20 protein-coding genes and 1 riboswitch are annotated in these 22,409 nt (G+C 72.4%); of the genes, 6 read left to right on the top strand and 14 right to left on the bottom strand.

Annotated features, from left to right (window positions below; translation table 11 throughout):
- Positions 1-50 precede the first annotated feature (50 nt).
- Both ACNNMR_RS30265 and ACNNMR_RS30260 read right to left on the bottom strand, forming a co-directional pair.
- The gene (locus ACNNMR_RS30265) at positions 51-470 is read right to left on the bottom strand and encodes a response regulator (protein ID WP_419997850.1); all 420 of its coding nucleotides are present in this window, start codon (positions 468-470) and stop codon (positions 51-53) included.
- Positions 471-589: 119 nt separating this feature from the next.
- The gene (locus ACNNMR_RS30260) at positions 590-1,498 is read right to left on the bottom strand and encodes a serine hydrolase (protein ID WP_419997849.1); all 909 of its coding nucleotides are present in this window, start codon (positions 1,496-1,498) and stop codon (positions 590-592) included.
- Positions 1,499-1,741: 243 nt separating this feature from the next.
- A riboswitch (cyclic di-AMP (ydaO/yuaA leader) is annotated at positions 1,742-1,895 on the top strand.
- A 2-nt stretch (positions 1,896-1,897) separates the two neighbouring features.
- On the opposite strand from ACNNMR_RS30260, the gene ACNNMR_RS30255 reads away from it, so the two are divergent.
- Complete coding sequence (locus ACNNMR_RS30255; protein ID WP_419997848.1) at positions 1,898-2,794, top strand: LysM peptidoglycan-binding domain-containing protein; 897 nt, start codon at positions 1,898-1,900, stop codon at positions 2,792-2,794.
- Between the two features lie 9 nt (positions 2,795-2,803).
- On the opposite strand, the gene ACNNMR_RS30250 is transcribed toward ACNNMR_RS30255, so the two are convergent.
- The 7 genes from ACNNMR_RS30250 to ACNNMR_RS30220 form a co-directional block, all read right to left on the bottom strand.
- The gene (locus ACNNMR_RS30250; protein ID WP_419997847.1) at positions 2,804-3,352 is read right to left on the bottom strand and encodes a hypothetical protein; all 549 of its coding nucleotides are present in this window, start codon (positions 3,350-3,352) and stop codon (positions 2,804-2,806) included.
- A gap of 103 nt (positions 3,353-3,455) precedes the next feature.
- Positions 3,456-3,830 (bottom strand): fluoride efflux transporter CrcB, encoded by a 375-nt coding sequence (crcB, locus tag ACNNMR_RS30245; protein ID WP_419997846.1) that lies wholly within the window; start codon positions 3,828-3,830, stop codon positions 3,456-3,458.
- Positions 3,827-4,177 carry a DUF190 domain-containing protein gene (locus ACNNMR_RS30240; protein WP_419997845.1) on the bottom strand — a complete coding sequence of 117 codons (351 nt, stop codon included), beginning with the start codon at positions 4,175-4,177 and terminating at the stop codon, positions 3,827-3,829. Before ACNNMR_RS30240 ends, crcB (ACNNMR_RS30245) begins: the two co-directional genes overlap by 4 nt.
- Positions 4,174-4,686 carry a fluoride efflux transporter CrcB gene (gene crcB / locus ACNNMR_RS30235; RefSeq protein ID WP_419997844.1) on the bottom strand — a complete coding sequence of 171 codons (513 nt, stop codon included), beginning with the start codon at positions 4,684-4,686 and terminating at the stop codon, positions 4,174-4,176. The genes ACNNMR_RS30240 and crcB (ACNNMR_RS30235) overlap by 4 nt, the downstream gene beginning before the upstream one ends.
- 74 nt (positions 4,687-4,760) lie before the next feature.
- A complete protein-coding gene (locus ACNNMR_RS30230) occupies positions 4,761-5,651 on the bottom strand; it encodes an alpha/beta hydrolase fold domain-containing protein (protein WP_419997843.1) in 891 nt (296 codons plus the stop codon).
- A 107-nt stretch (positions 5,652-5,758) separates the two neighbouring features.
- The gene (locus ACNNMR_RS30225; protein WP_419997842.1) at positions 5,759-7,624 is read right to left on the bottom strand and encodes a PrsW family intramembrane metalloprotease; all 1,866 of its coding nucleotides are present in this window, start codon (positions 7,622-7,624) and stop codon (positions 5,759-5,761) included.
- Positions 7,625-7,707: 83 nt separating this feature from the next.
- Entirely contained in the window at positions 7,708-8,094 is a 387-nt protein-coding gene (locus ACNNMR_RS30220) for a DUF4190 domain-containing protein (protein WP_419997841.1), read from the bottom strand.
- Between the two features lie 147 nt (positions 8,095-8,241).
- On the opposite strand from ACNNMR_RS30220, the gene ACNNMR_RS30215 reads away from it, so the two are divergent.
- On the top strand, positions 8,242-8,694 hold the full coding sequence (locus tag ACNNMR_RS30215) for a nitroreductase family deazaflavin-dependent oxidoreductase (protein WP_419997840.1): 453 nt from the start codon (positions 8,242-8,244) through the stop codon (positions 8,692-8,694).
- 66 nt (positions 8,695-8,760) lie between these two features.
- Here ACNNMR_RS30215 and ACNNMR_RS30210 read toward each other — a convergent pair whose 3' ends face one another.
- Together ACNNMR_RS30210 and ACNNMR_RS30205 are read right to left on the bottom strand one after the other, a co-directional pair.
- Positions 8,761-10,245 (bottom strand): MDR family MFS transporter, encoded by a 1,485-nt coding sequence (locus tag ACNNMR_RS30210; RefSeq protein WP_419997839.1) that lies wholly within the window; start codon positions 10,243-10,245, stop codon positions 8,761-8,763.
- Between the two features lie 192 nt (positions 10,246-10,437).
- Positions 10,438-12,180 carry a serine/threonine-protein kinase gene (locus tag ACNNMR_RS30205; RefSeq protein ID WP_419997838.1) on the bottom strand — a complete coding sequence of 581 codons (1,743 nt, stop codon included), beginning with the start codon at positions 12,178-12,180 and terminating at the stop codon, positions 10,438-10,440.
- 175 nt (positions 12,181-12,355) lie between these two features.
- On the opposite strand from ACNNMR_RS30205, the gene ACNNMR_RS30200 reads away from it, so the two are divergent.
- Entirely contained in the window at positions 12,356-13,288 is a 933-nt protein-coding gene (locus tag ACNNMR_RS30200; RefSeq protein WP_419997837.1) for an expansin EXLX1 family cellulose-binding protein, read from the top strand.
- A 31-nt stretch (positions 13,289-13,319) separates the two neighbouring features.
- Positions 13,320-14,114 carry an SAM-dependent methyltransferase gene (locus ACNNMR_RS30195; RefSeq protein ID WP_419997836.1) on the top strand — a complete coding sequence of 265 codons (795 nt, stop codon included), beginning with the start codon at positions 13,320-13,322 and terminating at the stop codon, positions 14,112-14,114.
- Between the two features lie 13 nt (positions 14,115-14,127).
- On the opposite strand, the gene ACNNMR_RS30190 is transcribed toward ACNNMR_RS30195, so the two are convergent.
- The gene (locus tag ACNNMR_RS30190) at positions 14,128-15,459 is read right to left on the bottom strand and encodes an MFS transporter (protein WP_420000533.1); all 1,332 of its coding nucleotides are present in this window, start codon (positions 15,457-15,459) and stop codon (positions 14,128-14,130) included.
- 339 nt (positions 15,460-15,798) lie between these two features.
- Here ACNNMR_RS30190 and ACNNMR_RS30185 point away from each other — a divergent pair, with 339 nt between their 5' ends.
- Both ACNNMR_RS30185 and ACNNMR_RS30180 read left to right on the top strand, forming a co-directional pair.
- A complete protein-coding gene (locus ACNNMR_RS30185) occupies positions 15,799-17,289 on the top strand; it encodes an MFS transporter (protein ID WP_419997835.1) in 1,491 nt (496 codons plus the stop codon).
- Complete coding sequence (locus ACNNMR_RS30180; protein ID WP_419997834.1) at positions 17,286-17,864, top strand: TetR family transcriptional regulator; 579 nt, start codon at positions 17,286-17,288, stop codon at positions 17,862-17,864. Before ACNNMR_RS30185 ends, ACNNMR_RS30180 begins: the two co-directional genes overlap by 4 nt.
- A 35-nt stretch (positions 17,865-17,899) precedes the next feature.
- On the opposite strand, the gene ACNNMR_RS30175 is transcribed toward ACNNMR_RS30180, so the two are convergent.
- The gene (locus ACNNMR_RS30175) at positions 17,900-20,113 is read right to left on the bottom strand and encodes a protein kinase domain-containing protein (RefSeq protein ID WP_419997833.1); all 2,214 of its coding nucleotides are present in this window, start codon (positions 20,111-20,113) and stop codon (positions 17,900-17,902) included.
- Entirely contained in the window at positions 20,110-22,362 is a 2,253-nt protein-coding gene (locus ACNNMR_RS30170) for a protein kinase domain-containing protein (protein ID WP_419997832.1), read from the bottom strand. The genes ACNNMR_RS30175 and ACNNMR_RS30170 overlap by 4 nt, the downstream gene beginning before the upstream one ends.
- Positions 22,363-22,409: the final 47 nt, after the last annotated feature.

Genomic DNA, 22,409 nt, shown 5'->3' with positions numbered 1-22,409 from the left:
GCGTATTTCAGGGGTGGGGGGCCAGGGCTAACCAGTTTCGCCCGGTGGGATCAGCGCAGGGCGCTCTCGGCGGACTCGGCGCCGTCGGCCGCGGGGCCTTCCGCCCCGGCGCCGCGGCCGTCGCCCGTACTCGCGAGCAGCCGGCGGACCAGGCTGACCAGATCCGCCGGGTCGAATGGCTTGGCCAGGAAGGCGTCGACCGGCGTCGACCGCCCGGCCTCCGCCTCGAGCTGCGTGCAGGCGCTGACGATGGCGATCGGCAGGTCGCGGGTGCGGGCGTCGGCGCGCAGCCGGGCGGCGGTGCACAGGCCGTCGAGGCGCGGCATCGCGATGTCGAGAGTGATCACATCGGGCCGTACGCGATGCACGACCTCCAGGCATTCGGCACCGTCGGCCGCGGTCACGACCTCGAAGCCCTCCAGCTCGAGATTGACCCTGATCAGCTGCCGGATCACCTTGTTGTCGTCCACAACAAGGACCCGACCGGACAAGCCAGGCACAGAGAAAAGGGTAGGTGCGCGACCCCCGCCGCGTCCCGGATTTGCGTACTTCCCCGCGTGCGGGGAGGGGAGTGTGGAAGCGTTTACTGCTATGTGGCCGCAGCCTCAACGGCCGCGTCGACGGCTGTCTCCGCGGCGTGCTCGACCGTCTCGATGCCGTGCTGCCGGGTGGTGTGGCCGTCGGACAGGACCGCGATCAGGTAGGTGTGGCCCGCGCGCTGGGCGCGGCCGATGCTGTTGACGTCCCAGCGGCCGGTGGCGGTGCGCGGCAGCCAGCCGTTCTTGAGCGCCACGGAGCCGTCGGCGGCGCCCGTGACCGCCGCGGATATCCCCCAGCGCTGGTCGGGGACGACGCGGCACATGAGGTCGTCGAGGACGGCCCGGGAGGCGCGCGTGAGCGGGGAGTCGGTGGTGAAGACGGCCTTGAGGAGGCGGAGCTGGTCCGCCGCGGTGGTACGGGTCAGGCCCCAGTGGCCGCCGCTGCCCGGGTCCGTATCGGTCAGGCCCAGGCGCTTGTTGGCGGCGGCGAGGCCCGCGGCGCCGCCGATGGACTGCCAGAGGGCGTCGGCGGCGTCGTTGTCGCTGCGGGTGATCATCGCTTCGGCCAGGCGGGTTTCGGACGCGGAGAGCTTGCGGTGGGCGTCCTGGGCCTTGAGCAGCAGGGCGGCAAGGATGTCGACCTTGGCGATGCTGGCGGTGTCGTACGTGCCGCCGCCGTGCGTGGCGGTGTCGCCGGTGGTGAGGTCCGTAACGGCGAGGGCGTACCGGCCTGATGGGACCGGGAGGGCGGCGAGGGCGGCGTCCACCGTCGCGTCGAGGTCGGGGGTGGGTGTCGGCGAGGGGGACGGATTGTCCGTCTTCCCCGGTGACTTCGGCGACTTCGACGGCTCCGCCGCTTCCGCGGTGCGGGCCGGTGACTGGCATGCCGTACCCGCGGCGAGGGTCAGGAGGGCCAGAAAGGCGGCGGTCGTGAGCGCGATGCGCGGTGAGCGGGACACGCCGGGGAAATTAGGCAGCGCATTTCACAGCCGTCTGGGAGCGGCCTCAACATCGGCTTAAAAACGGAAAGTCGGGAACGCGGGGGACGCATGCGTACCGGAGCAACCACGGAGGGTCAAGGGTCGAGCGTTTGTCCGTGATGTGCTTGTGATCTACCGCCGAGATCTCTTAGTGTCACGGCAGTTCGCACATGCGAGCACCGCGTCCCCCGATCCGCCGAATCCTGCCCGTCGGGGGCCGGCACCGTCGTCTTGCCACCGCAGGGCAGGAGCGGGGGAACCACCGTTCTCCGTCGGGGACTTTCCCGACTAGGGGTGCAGCCGCACCAATTGGCGCGGCCGGGCAGCTCCAGCCCGAACCCGACAGCTCACCTCGCAGGCGCCGGAGAAAGTCCCAGCATGGCCGGTACCGGCACACGCCGCGCACCCAAACAGCGCGTCGGCACCCGACGCGTCGTCACCGTCGCGGGCATAGGCATCGCCCTCCCCGCGCTCGGCACGCTCGCGGCCTCGGCCGCGAACGCGTACACGGTGGAGAAGGGCGACACCCTCTCGGACATCGCGGCGGACCACGGATACGGATCCGACTGGCAGCGGCTGTACGAGGACAACAAGAAGACGGTCGGCGGCGACCCCGACCTGATCCTGCCCGGCCAGGAGCTGGACATCGACGGCAAGGCCAAGGCCCCGGCCGCCAAGCCCAGCTCCTCCGCCGACAAGGCCGCCGACAAGGCCGAGGCCCAGCGGTACGTCACGCACACCGTCGCGGCCGGGGACACGCTCGGGAAGATCGCGGCGAAATACGACGTGCCGGGCGGCTGGCAGCGCGTCTACGCGGACAACAAGGACAAGGTCGGCTCGGATCCCGCCGCGCTGAAGGTGGGCACGAAGCTGAAGGTGGACACCAAGGGCGGGAAGGTCTCGAACCCCGTTCAGCAGGCGTCGGATTCCTCGGGCTCCGGTTCCTCCGGCTCCGGTGGCTCCGGCTCGTCCGCGATCCCCACCACCGAGGCGGGCATGAAGGCCGCGGCGCAGAAGCTGATGCCGGCGGACCAGTTCACCTGCTTCAGCAACATCGTGGAGCGGGAAAGCGGCTGGAACCACAAGGCGACGAACCCGTCCTCGGGCGCGTACGGCCTGGTGCAGGCGCTGCCCGGCTCCAAGATGGCGTCCGCGGGCGCCGACTGGCGGACGAACCCGGTCACGCAGATCAAGTGGGGCCTGACCTACATGAACGAGCGCTACGACAGCCCGTGCGGCGCCTGGGAGTTCTGGCAGGCGAACAGGTGGTACTGAGCGCCTGACCTACTCGTCGAGGTAGGCGTCCAGCGCCTCGTCCAGTGAGGTCGTCCACTCGTTGAGGGCGGCCTTGCTGGACGCGGCCACCTCGGCCGGGTATTCGCGCCGGCGGCGGGTGTGCACGGTGACGGTGAGCCGGCGGCCGAAGCGCGAGGTGGCCCACTCGACGGCGCCGATCTCGTCCCAGCCGAAGTCCGCCTCGGTGTCGTCGAGGGTGAAGCGGACGCCGTCGGCGTCGACGGCGATGGAGCCGCGGCGGTCGGAGGCCTCGAAGGCGGGACCGTCGCCGGGCTCGCCGTCGGCCTCATCCTCGTCCGTGGACTCGCCGTCCTCGTCCTCGCCGGCGCTCTCCGCCGCGTCGCCGGCGTCCGCCGCGTCCTCGGCGGCCTCCGCCTCGACGCCGTCGCCGTCCTCGTCCGTCTCCACGCCGGCCTGCGCCTGGTCCTGCGTTTCCGGCTCCGGCTCCTGGTGCGCGGGCACGAGGCCCGGCACCGCGCCCGGGTCGGTGGCGGCGGCGTTCACGGTCGGTATCTTGGTGCCCTTCTTCTCCGTCACAGCGCGCATTATTGCGGATCACCCGCCCGTCCCGTCCAGCCCGGCAGCGCCAAGGCGGCGGAGCCGGAAAAACTCATCGTTCTTTAAGGTGCGGCGTCCGCCGTCAGCCCCAGGCGGCCTCGGCCACCGCCACCCCGACGAACACCGCGCCGAGCCCCGCCACCACGCTCGCGACGGCGTTGGCCGCGGCGTAGAACCGCGCCCCCTCCTCCGCGAGCCGCAGCGTCTCGTACGAGAAGGTCGAATACGTGGTGAGCGCCCCGCACAGCCCGGTGCCGAGAAGCAGCTGCAGCCGGTCTCCCGCCGCGCCCGCGACCACCGCGCCGGTGAGGACGCCGAGGACGAGGCAGCCGGCGACGTTGACGGTCAGCGTGCCCCAGGGGAAGACGGAGTCGTGGCGGAGCTGCACGGCGCGGTCGGTGACATAGCGGAGGGGGGCGCCGACCATGGCGCCGGCGATGACGAACAGCCAGTTCACCGCGGGTCGCCGCCCCGGCCCACGTAACGGATCACCTCGACCTCGTCGAGGATGACCAGGCCCTCCCCCACCAGCTCGTCCAGCTCCGGCAGGAAGCCGCGGACCCGCTCCTCGGTGTCCACGATGACGATGGCGACCGGCAGGTCCTCGCTCAGGGACAGCAGCCGGGAGGTGTGGATGAGGGAGGAGGCGCCGAAGCCCTCGATGCCGCGGAAGACGCTGGCGCCGGCGAGGCCGGCGGCGTGGGCGCGGTGGACGATTTCGGTGAAGAGGGGTTTGTGCTGCCAGGTGTCGTTCTCGCCGATGAAGATGGTGACCCGCAGGGCGGGGCCGGTGAGCCTGGTCATGGCCTGGTGCCTCCGGTTCGCTCAGCGCGCCACCTGACCAGGCGGCGGGTGGTGGACGCGGCCGCCCAGACCGCGAGCAGCGCCGCCAGCAGGGTGAGCCCGAGGTACAGCAGGCCCAGGCCCGGGCGCCCGCCGTCTACGAGCCGCTCGATGTCCACGGCGTACGTCGAGAAGGTGGTGAAGCCGCCGAGGACGCCGGTGCCGAAGAACGGGCGGACCAGGCGGTGCGCCGCCCATACGTCGGTGATCACGACCATGAAGACGCCGATGACCGCGCAGCCGACGACATTGACGGCGAGCGTCGTCCAGGGGAACGCGGCCGGGGCGGCCGTCGGCCACAGCAGCGCGGCCCCGTAGCGGGCGGCGGCGCCGAGACCGCCGCCGAGCGCGACCATGCCGATGACGGGGCCCTGTCCGCGCCAGGCGCGCTGCCGCGGGGCGGGCAGGGGCGTCTCGGCGTCGGGGTCGACGGGCTCCTTCGTCAGGTGCGGCCTGGGCGCGGCCGTCATGCGCTTCTCTCCTCCTGCTGGCCGGGCTCCAGGCTATCGAGGGGGTGCGGGGGGCACCACGCGAGCGAGGGCTCTCACGCCGCCGCCCGCAGCAGCCCCCGCACCGCCTCCAGCGCCCTCCGCGCCTCCGGCGTCCGTACGGCCCCGACGTACACATGCACGCCGCTGGGCGCGTACTGAAAGCTCCCCTCGTTCCCGGCCTCGGCCAGTCTCGCCGCCAGCGTGAAGACATCGGGGGCGAGGATGTCGCGGCCGCCCTGGAAGAGGTGCACCGGCGGCAGCCCGGCGAGGTCCGCGTGTACCGGGCTCAGGCGCGGGTCGCGCGGGTCGGTGCCCGCCGCCCACAGCTTGCCCGCGCCTGCCAGCGGTCCGGCCTGGAGCATCGCGTCGTACGGCTGCAGCGCGGCGATCGCGGGATGGCTCAGGGAGACGTCGAGCCAGGGCGCGAAGGCGATCACCTGCCGGGGCGCCGGCAGGCCGCGGTCGCGGTAGGCGATCGCCTGGCCGAGGGCGAGGGCGCCGCCGGCCGAGTCGCCGGCGAGGGTGACCTGCTCCGCGCCGCCCGCCTCGGCGACGGTCTCCTCGTAGACGGTCCGCAGGAAGTCGTACGCCTCGTCGACGTTGCCCTCCGGCGCCAGCCGGTACAGCGGGACGGTGACGGTGGCGCCGGTGTCCCGGCTGATGCCCGCCACGATCCGCCAGTGGGCGGCCTGGAGCGCCAGCACGTAGCCGCCGCCGTGGGTGTAGACGACGTGGTGGCCGCTCGCCCCGGCGGGGGGCGTGAGGCGCAGCACCGGGCGCCCGGCGACGGTGGTCTCGGTGATCTCGTGGCTCCGCCGCAGGGCGGCCGGGGTCGGAGCGGGCTGCGGGTACTGGCGATTGAAGAGGTCCGCGGGGCCGCGGCGCCGCGCCCGCCAGCTCTCCACCCGGATCCGCGCGGTGGTGGCCGCCATGGACAGACTCATCTGCCGCTCCCTGCTCTCGACTTCCCGGTGCCCGCCGCCCTGTGCGGCACCGCTCGATCCTGCAGCCTTCTGACCGCTGTGACCAGGGGTGTTGGCGACGAGTCGACTCAGTCGCGGACGCCGATGCCTTCCTTTGGCCGGGTCTCGTCCGGTACGGAATCGGAGTACTCGAAGAACAGCAGCATCCCGATCGCCGACAGCACCACCGCCGCACCGCCGAGCGTCACCGCGGCGCGGCTGATGCCGCGGGCCGTGGAACGTCCGGCCCGCACTCGCGCCCAGGCGCCGGCGCCAAAGGCGAGGGCGGCCGCGCCGAGCGGGTACGCGAGCCAGAAGAGCTGCATGGTGGCCCCGATGAGCACGCCGGCTATGGCGAGGACCAGGGCGGTCGTCGCGAGCTTGTCGCCACGGGCGGCCGGCTTGGCCGGCGGGATCGGCGCGGATGGCGCAGGCACCGCAGCACCTGGTCCCGGACCCGGCCCCGGCCCGCCGACCGGCACCGGCACCCAGCGCCCGCGGCTGCTCGCCGCGTACAGCAGCGCGGGGCGGATCAGGTGGCGCCGCTGCCAGATCGCTTCGAGGTACTCCTGCTCTCGGCGGGCGGGGGCGGAAGCCGCCGCCGGCTCGGACGCGCCTACGCCGCTCACCGCCGCCCCGGGCAGCGCGCCGCCCGGCACCGCGCCGAAGTCGCTCGTACCGGCCGGGTCGGCGCTGCCCCCATCGCCGGCGGCGACGCCGCCCGTATCCGAAGCGCCCGCGTCGAAGCCGCCCGCGCCGGGCACGCCCGCGCCGAGCCCGCTCGCGCCACCGGCACCGAAGACGGCCGCGTCCGGGACCGGCGCCCCGAAGGCCGTCGCGTCGCCGACGCCCGCCCGCGGCACCTCCCCCAGCACATCCGCATGCCCCGCCCGCAGCCGCGCCAGCCGGGTCGCCGCGCGCACATACGCGTCGTACTCCTTGCCCGCCTGCTTGCCATGCCAGCCGGTCACGAAGTCCCGCCCCGCGCGGCGCGCCGCCCGGGAGCCGAGGGCCGCTATCTCCATCGGCTCCAGCCAGCCCGCCTCCGCATACCGCGGGAGCTGCTCGCGCGCCGCCGCCAGCACCCGCTGCCGGTCCCACACCGCGAGCCAGATCACGCCGCCCAACGTGGGCGCGAAGAGCAGCGCGTACAGCAGCATGAACGCGGCCTGGTGCACCATCGCCCCGGCGTTCCACAGCGCGTGCAGCAGCATCGCGCCGCCGAGCCCGGCCAGCGGCCACAGCACGCGCGCGGCCTTCCGCCGCGACATTACGGCCAGCGCGATCCCGATCCCCGTCATCGACGTGAACAGCGGATGCGCGAAGGGCGACAGCGCGCCCCGCGCGAGGAAGATCAGCACCGCCCCGGGCGCATTGCTCTCGTCGTCCCCCGCCTCGTTTACGTCGTCCACGAAGCCGGAGCCGATGTAGAGGATGTTCTCCACGAACGCGAACCCCGCCGCGGAGGCGCCCGCCAGCACGATCCCGTCCGTAATGCCGCGCAGCTCCCGCCGCCGGAACCACAGCACCAGCAGCACGACGACGGCCTTGCCTATCTCCTCCACGACCGGCGCCCCGGCGATCGCGGTCAGCCGGTCCGCGTCATGCTCGGACACCGGCGACAGGTCGCCGACCTGGATCCGGAACCAGGAGTTGAGCAGCATCGCGGTCAGCGTCGCCGCGCAGGCACCCCAGGCGAAGGACAGCACCACGTTGCGTACGGGCCCGGGGTCCGGGCGGTCGAGCCACACCAGCCCCCACAGCACCAGCGGCACCGGGACCGCGGCGAACAGCATCCCGCCGATGAACCCGCCGAGACCGACCTCGCTCTGCAGGACATAGAGCGTGGCGGTGCCGGTGCCACACAGCACGACGATGAAGAGGACGAGCCACACCTTGGGCCGCCGCCACACGGCGGGCTTCTTCGGCGGGGCGGCCGGGATGACGGGGTCCATCGGCGCCCCGCCGGAGGGGGGCGAAGGCTGAGGCGGCGGGGACGACGGGGAGGGATACGGGGGCGGGAAGGATGCCTGGGTCATCAGCTGCCACCCGTCTCGGCCTCGTTCAGCAGGTCGGGGTGCAGCACCAGATAGATCATGAACGCCAGCCACACCGCACTCACCACCACGCCGACCGCCCCGACGATCACCGCGGCGAGGGCCATCCCGCCGTTGGTGGCGGTGCCCCGCCGGGCCTGCCGCCGGGCGACGGCGCCGCAGACCACGCCCGCGGCGGACAGCGGCAGCCCGGCGAAGGCGACCAGCCACAGCACCAGCCCCGAGATGGAGAACACCAGCCCGGCAATCCCCAGCCCGTTACGAGCGGGCTCCTTCAGCTGCCAGGTCCAGGGCTGCGGCTGCGCGTAGGGCTGCGCATGCGGCTGCGTGGCACCCGCGCCAGGCGGCACCCCCCACGAGGCTGTCATCGTCCGCTCCCCTTCCCTACCTCGGCCTACGTCGAACAATTATCCAATACCGGGCATCCACTTCGCTCAGCGCTGTGGACAACGAAGACATCACACCGGTCAGGATCGGAGAAGCCCCGGCGACCGCCCCGCTCCTAGCGTGAAGCCATGACGCAGACCAAGCAGAGCAGGCAGAGCAACCTCTCCCTATGGTTCCAGCGGAAGATGAATGCCCGCATGAACCGCAAGATCCGCCGCGGCCGCGGCGCCGTCATGGGGATGGAGCTGCTCATCCTCCACACGAAGGGCCGCCACAGCGGGCAGCCGCGCGAGACCCCAGTGGCCTGGTTCGCCGACGCCGATGGCTCCCGACTGATCGTCGCCTCCGGCGGCGGCAGCCGGCACCCCGACTGGCACGTCAATCTCATGGCGCACCCCGCCGAAGCCTCGATCGAACTCCCCGGCACCGGCGCCGTACCGGTCACGCCCCAGCCCCTCGAAGGCCCCGACCGCGACGCGGCCTGGCGGCACATCACCACCGCCCAGCCCCGCTACGACAAGTACCAGCGCAAATCCACCCGCCAATACCCGGTGATCCGCCTGACCCCGCGCGACACCTAAAAGCGGGCCCCCCGGCGCATGAACGCCGAGGGGCCCGCCCGCGATACCGCTGTTACGGGAGCTACATCACGGCTGCCCAGCCTTGACCGGCTCCCCGTCCTCATCCGGGCTGCCCTGCTCCGGCGCCTCCGCCGCCGCCACCCGCTGCGGCAGCCGCGCCGCCAGCGCCACCGTCACCAGCGCCAGCGCCGCCGCGACGATGAAGGCCAGCTTCAGCCCGCTCACCTGCGCGGCCGCCGGCCCGGCGCCGTTCTCCAGCTCGCTCGTCGTACGCGCCGTCATCACCGTCACCATCAGCGCGGTCCCGAAGGCCGCGGCGACCTGCTGGAGGGTGCCGAGCATCGAGCTGCCGTGGGAGTACAGCTGCGGCGGCAGCGCGCCCATGCCGAGGGTGAAGACCGGGGTGAACGTGAAGGACAGGCTCAGCATGAGCAGCACGTGCAGCCCGAGCAGCTGCCAGTACGGCATGTCCATCGAGATCTGGGTGAAGCCGGCCAGCGCGACCACGATGCCGATCGAGCCCGGCACCACCAGCGGCCGGCTGCCGACGCGGTCGAAGAGCTTGCCGACCTGCGGCCCCAGCACACCCATCGCCAGACCGCCCGGCATCACCAGCAGGCCGGTCTCCAGCGGGCTGAGCCCGCGCAGGTTCTGCAGGTAGAGCGGGAGCAGGATCATCGCGCCCATCATGGTCAGGAACCCGATGGACATCAGGGCCAGCGACAGCGCGTACGTGCCGTACCGCAGCGAGCGCAGGTCCATCAGCGGGGTGCCGCCGCGCTGCAGCTTCAGCTGCCGGAGCACGAAGACGCCGATCAGCACGATGCCGGCGGCGGTGATGCCGAGCGCGAGCCCGCGCTTCTCCTCGCCCTCGCCGAAGAGGCTGAGGCCGTAGACGAGGGAGCCGAAGCCGAGGGCGGCGACGCCGACGCTGAACCAGTCGATCTCGCTGACCTGCGGCTCACCGATGTTCTCGACCTTGCGCAGCCCGAAGAAGGTGACCGCCAGCGCGATCGGCAGCACGACCACGAACAGCAGTCGCCACGAGCCCATCTGCAGGATGATGCCGGACACCGCGGGCCCGAGGGCGGGGGCCACCGAGATGGCGAGGGTGACATTGCCCATCACCCGGCCGCGGTCCTCGGCGGCTACGACGACCATCAGGGTGGTCATCAGCAGCGGCATCATCACGGCGGTGCCCGCGGCCTGGATGACGCGGCCGATCAGCAGGATCGCGAAGGACGGTGCGACGGCCGACAGGACCGTACCGACGAGGAAGATGCCCATGGCTATCCCGTACGCCTGCCGGGTGGTGACCCGCTGCAGGAACCAGCCGGTGACGGGAATCACCGCGGCCATGGTGAGCATGAACACAGTGGAGACCCACTGCGCCGACTGCTCGGTGACGTGCAGGTCCTCCATCAGTCGCGGGATGGCGTTGACCATGATGGTCTCGTTGAGGATCACCACGAACGTGGCCAGCACGAGCAGGCGCACCACCAGTGGTGTTCGGCCCTTCACGGCCGTCGGTTCCGGGGTCGCAGCTGACACGACAAGCTCCTAGCTGTGGGTTCCTGGTCACAGTCGCCACACAGCCAAGGGCCGCGCCGGCGTGGACGTCGGTTGGTTACACCAGTACTGACCGACGCACCTGCCATAACTCATCGGTCCGCCCGGATGCTTCCCCATCCGCCGCTTTTTCTCCACGCAATTTCGGGAGGCCAGGGCCCCGCCGGCGCCTGCTCAGCCGAGCTGGAGACCCTCGCGCACGTGCTCGTACACCTGCTGCCCCTCGGGTGCCGCCCATCCCTCGGCGGGCATCGACACCCGCACCCGCCAGTACTTGGAGCCGTCCGGCACCAGCAGCTCCTGCCAGCGATACCGGTACGAATCGTCCTCGGTGCTGCTGTACGGCACGTAGTCGACGGTGGTCAGCCAGCCCTTCTTGCCGTCGACTGTCACCTTCTCCTGATTCACCCTCGCGTTCTTGATGTCCGTACCGTTGTCGCCGCCCTTGCGGTAGTGCTCGGCCCACGCCGCACCGGTGGGCTTGATCGCGTCGGTATCGTCCGCGGTGTCGTACCGCTCGACCATGATCGTGAAGACCGCGCTCGGGTCGTGGTAATTGATCAGGCCGTCGTTGGTGGTGCTCACCTCGCGCTTGTAGTCCGTCGGCACCGGGACCTTGGCCTCCAGCGCCTCCGGCTCGGGCCGGACCTCCCAGCCCTCCGGCAGCCCGCCGCCGCCGAACGGGTTCGCGAAGATCAGCACCAGCGCCACCACCACCGCGACGAGTCCGGCGAGGAAGCCGTACTGCCGCTTGCGGCTGCCGGCCAGCACCGGCGGCACGAATTGATTGCCGGCCACCGTGGGCCGAGTCCCCAGCCCCGGGTCGTACGCCATCGTGGGCGCCGGCGCCGCCACCGCCTGCAGCGCCCGGCGCACCTCGGCCGCGTCCGGGCGGGCCGCCGGGTCCTTGCGCAGCAGCTGCATGATCACGCCGGCCAGCGGCCCGGCGGCGCGCGCCGGGGTCTGCGGCTCGGCGGAGAGTACGGACTGCAGGGTCGCGGGCGTGTTGTTGCGGCGGAACGGCGAGACCCCCTCGGTCGCCGCGTACAGGACCACGCCCAGCGACCACAGGTCGGACGCGGGCCCCGGCCGCTGCCCGAGCACCCGCTCGGGCGCGATGAACTCGGGCGACCCGACGAACCCGCCGGTGTCGGTCAGCGACGTCTCGCCCTCGATCTGCGCGATCCCGAAGTCGGTGAGGACGACGCGCTCATGCCGCCCGAGCATGATGTTGTCGGGCTTTACGTCCCGGTGCAGGATGCCCGCCGCATGCGCGGCCTCGAGCGCGCCCAGCACCTCGACGCCGATGCGCGCGGCCTCGACCGCGCCGACGGTGCCCTCCTGCAGTACGTCCCCGAGCGAACGCCCCTGCACGAACTCCATGATGATCCACGGCTGCCCGTCCTCGACGGCCACGTCATGGACGCTGACCACCGCGGGATGATCGAGCCCGGCCGCGGCGCGCGCCTCGCGCCGCATCCGCTCGAACGCCTTCTCCCGCTCCCGCTCGGTGAGATGGTCCGGCACCCGGGGCTCCTTGACCGCCACCTCCCGGTCGACCGTCTCGTCCTTGGCCCGCCACACGGTCCCCATCCCGCCGTGCCCGAGCTTGGCGAGCAGCCGGTAACGCCCGGCGATCAGCCGCCCGGTCCCGGGCGCGGGCGCCTCCTGCGGTACGACCTGCGTCGGCACCGGGGCCGACGGCGGGGTCTGCGCCTGGGGCGCGGAGCCGGCGTGGGGCGGGGGGCCTGGCTGGTGCGGTGGTACGGGCTGGTGTGGGGCCGCGGCCTGCTCGGTCGGCGCGTTGGGCTCGTACGGGGCCTGCCCGAACTCGCCTGGCGGCGGCGGCTGTTGCGGGTATCCCTGTTGTTGCTGAGCGTGGCGGGCGGCCTCTTCCTGTCCCCCATGGTTCGTCATGCGCACATCCTGGCGTAGCCGATGCCGCTCTTGAAGGGGGAACCTCCGATTCCACGCGCTCCAATTCGCAACTGTGACGCCGCCGTTGCACGGCACCGCCCCCGACGGCAACCATGTCTCCCCGCCGCGGCGACTCGGTGATGACACATCGGCTCGACCCGCCGGACGGATGGGCATGACGACGACACAGCAGGCCGCACGGAGCCACGGGCGCGGGGCATGGACCGGCCCGCCGCTGGTGCTGCTCATCACGGCAGGTGTACTGATCTGCCTGACCGTCGCCCTGCTGCCCGGCCGCGAGGCAGCTACCCAGCGCCCGGCGGCCGGGGCCGCCGCCACCGAATCGACGGCACCACCCCGCTCCCAGCCGCCGTCCCCCTCGGCGCCCACCACCGGGCAGCCGAACCCGTCCCGCCGCCCGTCCGCGACGCCGCGGAGCCCGGCTCCGCGGACCTCCCCCACCCGCACCCCGCGGGCGAACGCGGCACCGGCCGCCGGCCGTATCCGCCCCGGCGTCGCCTACGAGGGCGTGGCCACCCACTACGACGCCGCCGACGGCAACGGCGCGTGCTCGTACGGCCCCAGCGACACCGTCCTGACCGCGGCGATGAACCACGCCGACTACGAGACCTCGCGGGCGTGCGGGGCGCACATCCTCGTACGGGCGGCGAGTGGCGCCACTGTCACCGTCCTGATCACCAACGAATGCCCGCTGCCATGCGCCCCCGGCCAACTCGACCTGAGCAAGCAGGCCTTCGCCGAGCTCGCCGACCCGGTCACGGGCCGGATCGCGGTCACCTGGCGGCTGCTCAGCCCGGGCGCGCGGGACACGATCGCGATCCGCTACAAGCCGGGGTCGTCGAGCCACTGGTGCGGGATACAGGCGATCGGCCACCGCAATCCCCTCGCCCGCCTGGAGGTACGTAACGGACAGGGCTGGCGGCGGCTGGCCCGTACCGAATACAACTACTTCCTCTCCCCCACCGGCGGCGGCTGCGGCGGCCCGGTCAGGCTCACCGATATATACGGTCAGCGGCTGGTGGTCGACGGGATGGCGGTGCGGCCGGATGTGATCCAGCAGACCGGGCTCCAGTTCGCCCGTCACTGATTACTGTGGCGGTCGTGGAGAGGAGCCCGGCGTGACATCAAATGAGCGCGGCCTTGGGAACATTGACATCAGCAGGCCGCACCCTGCGCGGATCTACGACTATCTGCTGGGCGGCAAGGACCACTACGACGTCGACCGCCAAGCCGGCGAGGAGCTCGCCGCGGCCGCCCCCGAAGCGCGGATCGGCCTGCGCGCCAACCGCGCCTTCCTGCAGCGCGCCGTCCGCTACGTGGTGGGCAGCGGCATCCGCCAGATCCTCGACATCGGCACCGGACTCCCCACCGCGCCGAACATCCACGAGACCGCCCACGAGACGGCGCCGGATGTGCGGGTGGTGTACGTCGACAACGACCCGATCGTCAGGGCGCATGCCGACGCACTGCTCACCGGCTCCGGCGCGACCAGCGTCGTGCTCGCCGACCTGCGCGATCCGCAGGCCATCCTGGACCACCCGGACGTCCGCCGGGTACTCGACTTCGACGAGCCGGTCGCCCTCATCCTCCTGGCCGTCCTCCACTTCCTCACCGAAGCGGACCAGCCGCGGCAGGTCGTCGCCACCCTGCGCGACGCCCTGCCGCCCGGCAGCTTCCTGGTCCTCTCGCACGCCACCGGCGACTTCGCCGACCGCCGCGACGCCCAGGCCGTCTACAACAAGGCCTCCGCGGGCCTGAACCTCCGCACCCGCGCCGAGATCGAGCCGTTCTTCGACGGCTTCACCCTGGTGGACCCCGGCCTGACCCAAGTCCCCTTCTGGCGCCCGGACACCACACCTCCGGCGCGCTTCAACGACATCGGCATCTATGCGGGCGTCGCCCGGAAACCCTGACCAGGCCCGTCCGTTACGGAAGCGGCCTGGGCATGCGCCAGGCCACGACCGCGCCTGCCAGGAGCCCCACGGCGGCCAGCAGGGTGGCGACCAGGAAGGCGTCGAGGGAGTGGAGGGACGGGGCGAAGCCGATTCCGACGCAGATCGCCACCCCGGTCGCACCGCCCAGTTGGTCGGCCGCGCGCTGCACGCCGGAGGCGACGCCGGCGTCGTCCTCGGTGACACCGCTGACCGCGAGGTACTGCAGGCCCACCAGCCCGAACCCCATCCCGGCCGCGATCAGGAGCATGGCCGGGACCATCGCCAGGCCACCCGCCTCCAGAGCCGAAACGAGCGCGATCGCGGCCATCGCGGCCGCGGTGAACCCGATGCCGGCCAGCACGCACGCGCGTGCTCCCCAGCGGCCCAGCAGCCGCGGCACGAGCACGGAGAACCCGATCAGTGAGACCGCCAGCGGCAGCATCGTCAGCCCCGCACCGAGCGGGCCGATGCCCAACCGGTCCTGCAGATAGAAGGTGAACAGCAGGAACGAGGTCGACAGCCCCCCGCTCAGCAGCATCGTGGCCAGGTTGGCCGCCACCCGCGTGCGGTTGGCGAAGAAGCGCAGCGGCAGCAGCGGGTTGCGCGAGCGGGCCTCGACCCGTACGAAACCGGCCCCGGCCGCCACCGCCGCGGCGAGCGCCGCCGGCACCACCCATGCGGGCGTTCCTGGTTCACCGGCCTCGACCACGCCGAAGGTGAACAGCAGCGGGCAGGCGGTCAGCAGCAGCGCGCCGGGAAGGTCCAGCGACGCGGCGCCCTTGGCCGCGGGCGCCCGCCGGTCGCCCTCGACCAGGAAGACGGCCGCCAGCAGCACGACCAGGATGAACGGAACCGAGATCAGGAAGATCCACCGCCATCCCAGGTGGGCGGTGATGACTCCGGACAGGACGAATCCGAGTACGAGACCGCAGCTGGCCACCGCGGCCCACACGCTCAGCGCCCGCGACCGGCGCGGGCCTTCGGGGAACAGCAGGACGATGGTGGCCATCGCGGCAGGCAGCGCGATGGCCTCACCGGCGCCCTGCAGCAGGCGCGCACCCACCAGCCAGGCGAAGGAGGGGGCCAGGCCGGCCAGCAGGGAAGCGGCGCCGAACAGGCCGGTGCCGAGCAACAGCACGCGCCGCCGCCCGAGCAGGTCGCCCAGCCGGCCGCCGAGCATGAGCAGCCCGCCGCCGGTGACCGTGTACCCGACCACGACCCAGGTCAGGGTGTGCCCGTCGACGTCGAAGCCGGCGCCGATCGAGGGCAGGGCGATGTTGACCACGGTCACGTCGACCGCGATGAAGAACTGCAGCATGGACAGCGCGCACAGCACCAGCCATGCGCGGGCAGGGAAAAGCATCAAATGCTCCGTCGCTCAGAGAAAGCTCCGAGCAGCACGAACGTGCCGCTCCGGTCAGATCACGAAGCGGCTGGACGCCCAGGTTGGAGAGTGTGAGTCGAACGTCCCGCCGCTAGCGGGACGCCCTGGTCACTGCGGCACAAGCGGCCGCACACGAAGCTGCAGACATGCCGGGCAGGCTATCAGGGGCGGTACCGAGGCCGGAAAACCGCCTGATGCGCGGCGACGGATGCGTAGGTTAATTTCTATTCACTTGGTAGGGTGAATAGAAATTCACCCCGATTCGTGGAGCCCACACGCATGCAGGAGCCACCCGCGATACCCGGCCCGAGCCCGACCGGCCTCCGAGGCCGGCTCACCGTCCCGGCGCTGGCGTTCGGCGGAATCCTGATGGCGGTCATGCAGACCGTCGTCGTACCGCTCCTCCCCGACCTGCCGAAACTCACCGGCTCCTCGGCCGGCGCGGTGTCCTGGATGGTGACCGCGACGCTCCTCTCCGGCGCCGTGCTCACCCCCGTGCTGGGCCGGGCCGGCGACATGTACGGCAAGAAGCGCGTACTCACCTCCGCCCTCGCGCTGATGACCATCGGCTCGGTGATGTGCGCGCTGTCCTCCGACATCGCCGTACTGATCACCGCGCGGGCGCTGCAGGGCGCCGCGGCCGCCGTGGTGCCGCTGTCCATCAGCATCCTCCGGGACGAACTGCCGCCGGAGCGGCGCGGGTCGGCGGTGGCGATGATGAGCTCGACAGTGGGGATCGGCGCGGCGCTTGGGCTGCCGCTGGCGGCGCTGGTGGTGCAGTACGCCGACTGGCACGTGATGTTCTGGCTGACCAGCGCGCTCGGCGCCGCGGGCGTGGCGGGGGTTGCGTGGGCGGTACGGGAGTCGCCGGTGCGCGAGCCGGGCCGCTTCGACGTAACGGGAACGCTCGGCCTGGCCGCCGGCCTCGTCTGCCTGCTGCTGGGCGTGTCGCAGGGCGGGCAGTGGGGGTGGACCAGCGGGCGGGTGCTCGGCCTGTTCAGCGGCGCGGCCGTGGTGCTGACGCTGTGGTCGTGGCAGCAACTGCGCGCCAAGGCCCCGCTGGTGGACCTGCGGCTGGCGGTCCGGCCGGGGGTGGGGCTGCCGCACGTGTCCGCGCTGCTGATCGGCTTCGCCTTCTTCGCGAATTCGCTGGTGACGGCGCAGCTGGTCCAGGCGCCGAAGGCGACTGGTTACGGACTCGAGCTCTCGATCGTCGCGACGGGGCTGTGCCTGCTGCCCGGCGGCGTCACGATGCTGCTGTTCTCGCCGGTGTCGGCCCGTATCTCCGCGGCTCGGGGTCCGCGGGTCACGCTGGCGCTGGGAGCCGCGGTGATCGCGGGCGGTTACGGGCTGCGCATCGCGGACAGCCGCGACCTGGTGATGATCATCGTAGGCGCCACGGTGGTGTCGACCGGCACGACGCTGGCCTACTCGGCGCTGCCGACGCTGATCCTGCGGGCGGTGCCGGTGGCGCAGACGGCGTCTGCGAACGGCGTGAATGTGCTGATGCGCACGATCGGTCAGGCCACGTCGAGTGCGGCTGTGGCGGCGGTGCTGGTGCACCATACGAGTGTGGTGGGTGGGGCGCCGGTGGCTACGTTGCATGGGTATCTGCTGGCGTTCGGCATGGCTGGGGCGATTGCGTTGGTCGGGTGCGCCGCGGCGGTGGCAATACCGCGGGATCGGGACGCTCCCACTACCACCGCGGCCCCCTCCACCTCCGCCACCCCCGCCACCACCAGCCACAAGACCGCCGACGAGGGATCATGACCGGTGTGACCACGCCCGCCCCCGCCCGCCGCGACGCCGAGGCCACGAAGACGACCATCCTCCGCGCCGCCCGCTACCTCCTGGCCCGTCGCCCACAAGCCGACATCACCCTGAAGGAAATCGCCGAACGGGCCGGAGTGAGCTCCCCCCTGGTCCTGAAGTACTTCGGCAACAAACACGCCGTATTCACCGCGGTGATGTCCTTCGAAACAGACGCCGACGCCCTCCTGGACGCCCCCCTCGACGAACTCGGCGCCCACATGATCCGCCACATCCTGCTCGGCCAGCGCGAACAAGGCGCCGACCCGCTCCTCCGGATCGCCTTCGCCCCCCTGCACGGCGAAGACGGCGAGACCCTGCGAATCAACTTCCGCACCCAGGTAATCGACCACCTGACCACCCGCCTCACCGGCGAAGACCGCGCTCTCCGCGCCGAGCTGGCGATCGCCACCCTGATCGGCCTGGGCGTCATGCACGGCATCGCCCGCGGCCCCGCGATCCGCACCACGGCGGTGGAGGAAGCGGTCAGGTGTTACGCCCCGGGCGTGCAGGCATTGCTGACGCCCGGCCCGTAACCCCCTTCGGCAGCGATGATCCGCAGGTGCGCGGCTCAGTCCGTACGGACGGTGTGCCGGTCCTGCGGCTTGGCATCGAGGTCGTCCGGGGCCACCGAGAAGACGGTCTTGCCCGCGGCGACCACCAGAATGCCATCCGTCAGCCGGACGGTGGCGAAGAGGTCGAGGGTCTCGCCGCGTTCGAGCTCCGTACGCCGGGTCTCGGAGCGCCGCAGCTCCTTGCCCGAGGTCCGGTCCCGGACCAGCAGCCGGCCGTATCCGTCGGTGAAGTAGACCTCGCCCCGGGACGGAGAGGCGGCCGGCGCCGAGAGGCGGCCGAAGGGGCTGGTGGCCTGCCAGCGGCGCTTGCCCGTGTCCGGGTCGACGGCGGTGACCTCGCCCGAGCGGGTGGTGAAGAAGAGCGTGCCGCCGGAGAGGGACGGGGCGCTGTTGCCCGGGAGGTCGGACGGCAGCTCGATGCGGCGCAGCTTCCCGGTGCGGCCGTCGACGCGCAGCAGCTCCTTGTGGACCGCGGTGTACTCCTCGCCCTCGGCGGCCTCGGGGACGAAGAGCAGGTCGCCGTCGTGTACGGCCTCGTAGCCGGGAAAGCCACGGGGCGACTCCGCGTCGTTCTTGAGCGTCGCCGTCTCCGTCAGCTTTTCCTTCTTCGCATCGAGGCCGTACACCTTCGTCTCCATCGGGAGCGCGCCGCCGGTCCTGTCCATGTCGTCGCAGAGGACGTACGTCCGCGAGGACGCCGCGACCGGCCGGCACCAGCGGTCGTCCGGCGTCTCGATGCGCGCCTCCTCCTTGCCGGACTCCGGGTCCCAGACGGTCAGATCGCCGCCCGGGCCGACCGTGGCGGTATCGCGGTCCGCCTTCTTCCACTGGGTGCCGATCACGCCGTCCCCGGTCAGTGCGGCGGCGCCGTCGACGATGTCGTGCGACCAGCGCTCCTTGCGGGTGCGGTCGTCCACGGCGCGGATCACGGAGCGGCCGTCGTCGCCCTTGCCGTCCTCGGAGCGGGTGAAGACGAGGCCGTCGCGCCGTCCGATGTCGCCCCGGTACTGCCACCGCCCGTCGTTCCAGAGCGGGCTGCCGTCCGCCGCGTCCTTGACCGGGCTGCCGTCGCCGGCGTTGAGCGTCTCGCCGGTGAAGCCGCCGCCGGAGCACTGCAGTTGCCCGCGCCCCGCATCGGTGCAGCCGAAGGAGACGGTCGACGCCTTTCCGCCGGAGAACGTCGTCTGCCAGGGCCGCCAGTCCTCCGCCCCCGCACCGTCCGCGAGGCCGAACTTGATCACGGCGCCGGTGGTGCCGCCGGCCAGGAGCAGCAGGGACAGGGCGATCAGTGCGGCGCGGCGGCGACGCGGGCGGCGGGCAGGGGCGCCGAGCGGGGTGGTGGGACGGTCCTCGACCGCCGGAGCGCGGGGTGCTCCCGGTACCGGTGTCGGCGGGCCCGAGGCGCCGGGCCGCGGGGCGGTGTTGTCGCGGAGGGCGTGCAGCAGCTCCTCGGCGCCCGGGCGTTCCCGCGGGTCTTTCGCCAGGCAGGGTTCGAGGACGCGGCGCAGCTCCTGCGGCACGCCCTCGAGGTCGGGCGCCTCATGCACGACGCGGTACGCCGCCAGGTGCGGGCTGGTCGCCTCGAACGGGCTGTGCCCGGTGGCCGCGTACGCCAGCAGCGACCCCAGCGAGAAGACGTCCGAGAGGGCATCGACCTCCCCGGAGGTCAGCTGCTCCGGGGACATGAACGGCGGCGTGCCGAAGATCTGCCCCGTTGCGGTCAGCCCGCCGACGTCCACAGCCCGGGCGATGCCGAAGTCGATCACCTTGGGACTGCCATCGGCCTCGTCGAGCAGCACATTGCCCGGCTTGAGGTCCCGATGCACCAGACCAGCCCGATGAATATCCACCAACGCTTCAGCAAGCCCGAGCGCCAGCCCCCGAAACTCCGGGCCGCCGACCGGACCACCCTCCGCAACCCGCTCCGACAACGACCGCCCAGCCACGTACAACGTGGCCATCCACGGCCGCCCAGCCTCCGGATCCGCATCCACCACCGACGCCGTAAACGCCCCCGACACCCGCCGCGCCGCCACCACTTCCCGCCGGAACCGCTCCCGGAACGCGGGATCCTCGGCGAAGGCACTGTGCACGACCTTCACCGCCAGCCGCCGCCCGGACGCCGACCTGCCCAGATGGACCGTGCCCATCCCGCCGGAGCCAAGGCGCCGCTCCAGCAGATAGCCGCCGACCGTCTCCGGGCCCGTCATCGGCCCTCCTCCTCTCCCTCACCGGCCTTGTGGCGTACGGGCGTTGCCCGCGGGTCGTCCGGGCTGACCGAGAAGACGGTGTTCCCTGCGGAGACCACCAGCACGTCCCGTACCAACTCGATGGAGGCGGCACCGCCGCCCCCAGACCGCGGCGTCTCCGCACGCCAGCGCTCCTCGCCGGTCTCGCGGTCGAGCGCGACCAGCCGGCCCTGGCGGTCGGCGAAGTACGCCTCGTCGCGGCGCACGGACACCGTGGGCGCGGACAGTCCGGTGAGCGTCGTACGGCGCTTCCAGCGGACCTCGCCGGTGCGCGCGTCGACGGACGTCACCTCGCCGCGCTCGCGCCGCAGGATGTACAGGTCGCCGGCGGCCTCGTAGGCATGCGGGTCCAGCCCCAGCCCGTCCGGGAGCTCGACGCGCCGCTGCTCGCCGCTGCGGGCGTCCATGCGAACGATCTCCTTGGGCGGCTTGGCGCCCGGCTCGTAGGACGGGATCTCGCTGACCGGGAGGTAGAGGAGATCGCCGCCGTCGCGGCCGAGTAGGCGACCCTTCGGCAGGGTGCCGACCCGGTCGAGCTTCTCCTTCTCGCGGTCCAGGCGGTACAGCACGGGCCGCGGGCCGTTGGGGTTGTCCGGCTGTACGTCATAGACCGCGTCCGCGGGGCCGCAGGTCGCGTACGTCAGGTCGCCGACGGCGAAGGGGAGGCAGCCCTTGCCGTCCTTTCCGCCGGGCGGCGGCAGCCGGAAGCGCTCCTTGCCGGTCTCCGGGTCCCGTACGACAAGATCGCCGCCGGGGTCCGACTCGACGATGGTGGGGCCTTCCTCTTCCTCCTCCGTGCGGTACGGCATCCGCTCATGGGCGACGACGCCGTCCCGGGTGAGGACCGCGGTGCCGCTGATGTCGTGCTTCCAACGCTCCTTGCGGGTACGGGAGTCCACGGCACGTACGCCGTCGTCCCCGGCCTCGCCGGTCTTGACGTAGGTCAGGCCGCCGCGGTGGCCGAAGTCGGCGCGGTCGGGCGGCTCGGAGTCCGGGAGCTTCTCCCCCGTACGCGCGTCGAGCCAACCGCCGCCGTTCTGGGTGCCGGAGCAGACCAGGCGGTTTCGCGGTCCGGTGGCCGGGAGCTCGCAGGCGTTGGCGGTGCCGGTGTCATCGCCCTGCTGCCGGTGCGGGAACTTCGCCATCCAGGGCCGCCAGCCCGCGGCTTCCCGCGCGGCCGGCACCACCGGCTGCTCCCCGCCCTCCGGCAGGCCCATGCCGACGACGGCGCCGACCGTGCCGCCCGCCAGGAGCAGCAGGGACAGGGCGATCAGCGCGACGCGGCGGCCGCGCCGCCTCGGCGCCACGGTCGTGGGCAGCGCTGCGGTGGGCGCGGGCTGGGGTGAGGGCTGGGGCGCGGGGAGCTCCAGCATCCGCTGGAGGCGGTCCAGCAGTTGGGCGGGCGTCGGCCGTTCCTGCGGCTCCTTGGCCAGGCAGGGTTCGAGCACGCGGCGCAGCTCCTGCGGCACGCCCTCGAGGTCGGGCGCCTCATGCACGACGCGATACGCCACCAGGTGCGGGCTGGCCGCCTCGAACGGGCTGCGCCCGGTGGCCGCGTACGCCAGCAGCGCCCCCAGCGAGAAGACATCCGAAGCCCCCGTCAGCTCCTCCGGCCGGGTCAGCTGCTCCGGGGACATGAACGGCGGCGTGCCGACAACCTGGCCGGTCGCCGTCAGCCCAGCGGTATCGACCGCCCGGGCGATGCCGAAGTCGATCACCTTGGGACTGCCATCGGCCTCGTCGAGCAGCACATTGCCGGGCTTGAGATCCCGATGCACCAGACCGACCCGATGGATATCCACCAGCGCCTCGGCAAGCCCGAGCGCCAGCCGCCGAAGGTCCGCCCCGCCGACCGGCCCCTCCTCCGCAACCCGCTCCGACAACGACCGCCCAGCGACATACAACGTGGCCATCCACGGCCGCCCGGCCTCCGAATCCGCATCCACCACCGGCGCCGTAAACGCCCCCGACACCCGCCGCGCCGCCACCACTTCCCGCCGGAACCGCTCCCGGAAGGCGGGATCCGCAGCCAGATCCTCATGCACAACCTTGACCGCGACCCGCCGCCCGGACGCCGACCTGCCCAGATGGACGGTGCCCATCCCGCCGGAGCCAAGGCGCCGCTCCAGCACATAGCCGCCCACCGCTGCGCTGCCTACCGCTTCGCCGCCTACCGCTTCGGGCTCCCCCGCCCCGACCTCCACTGCCATCTCCCCGCACACGACTCCCGGCTCCGGGACACCCTACGTTTCCCGAC

Origin of the sequence: Streptomyces boninensis, from assembly GCF_048572725.1 — a bacterium.
GTDB lineage: Bacteria > Actinomycetota > Actinomycetes > Streptomycetales > Streptomycetaceae > Streptomyces > Streptomyces boninensis.
The sequence above is the reverse complement of the archived record's forward strand: the minus strand, read 5'-3'. Positions and strand labels throughout refer to the sequence as shown.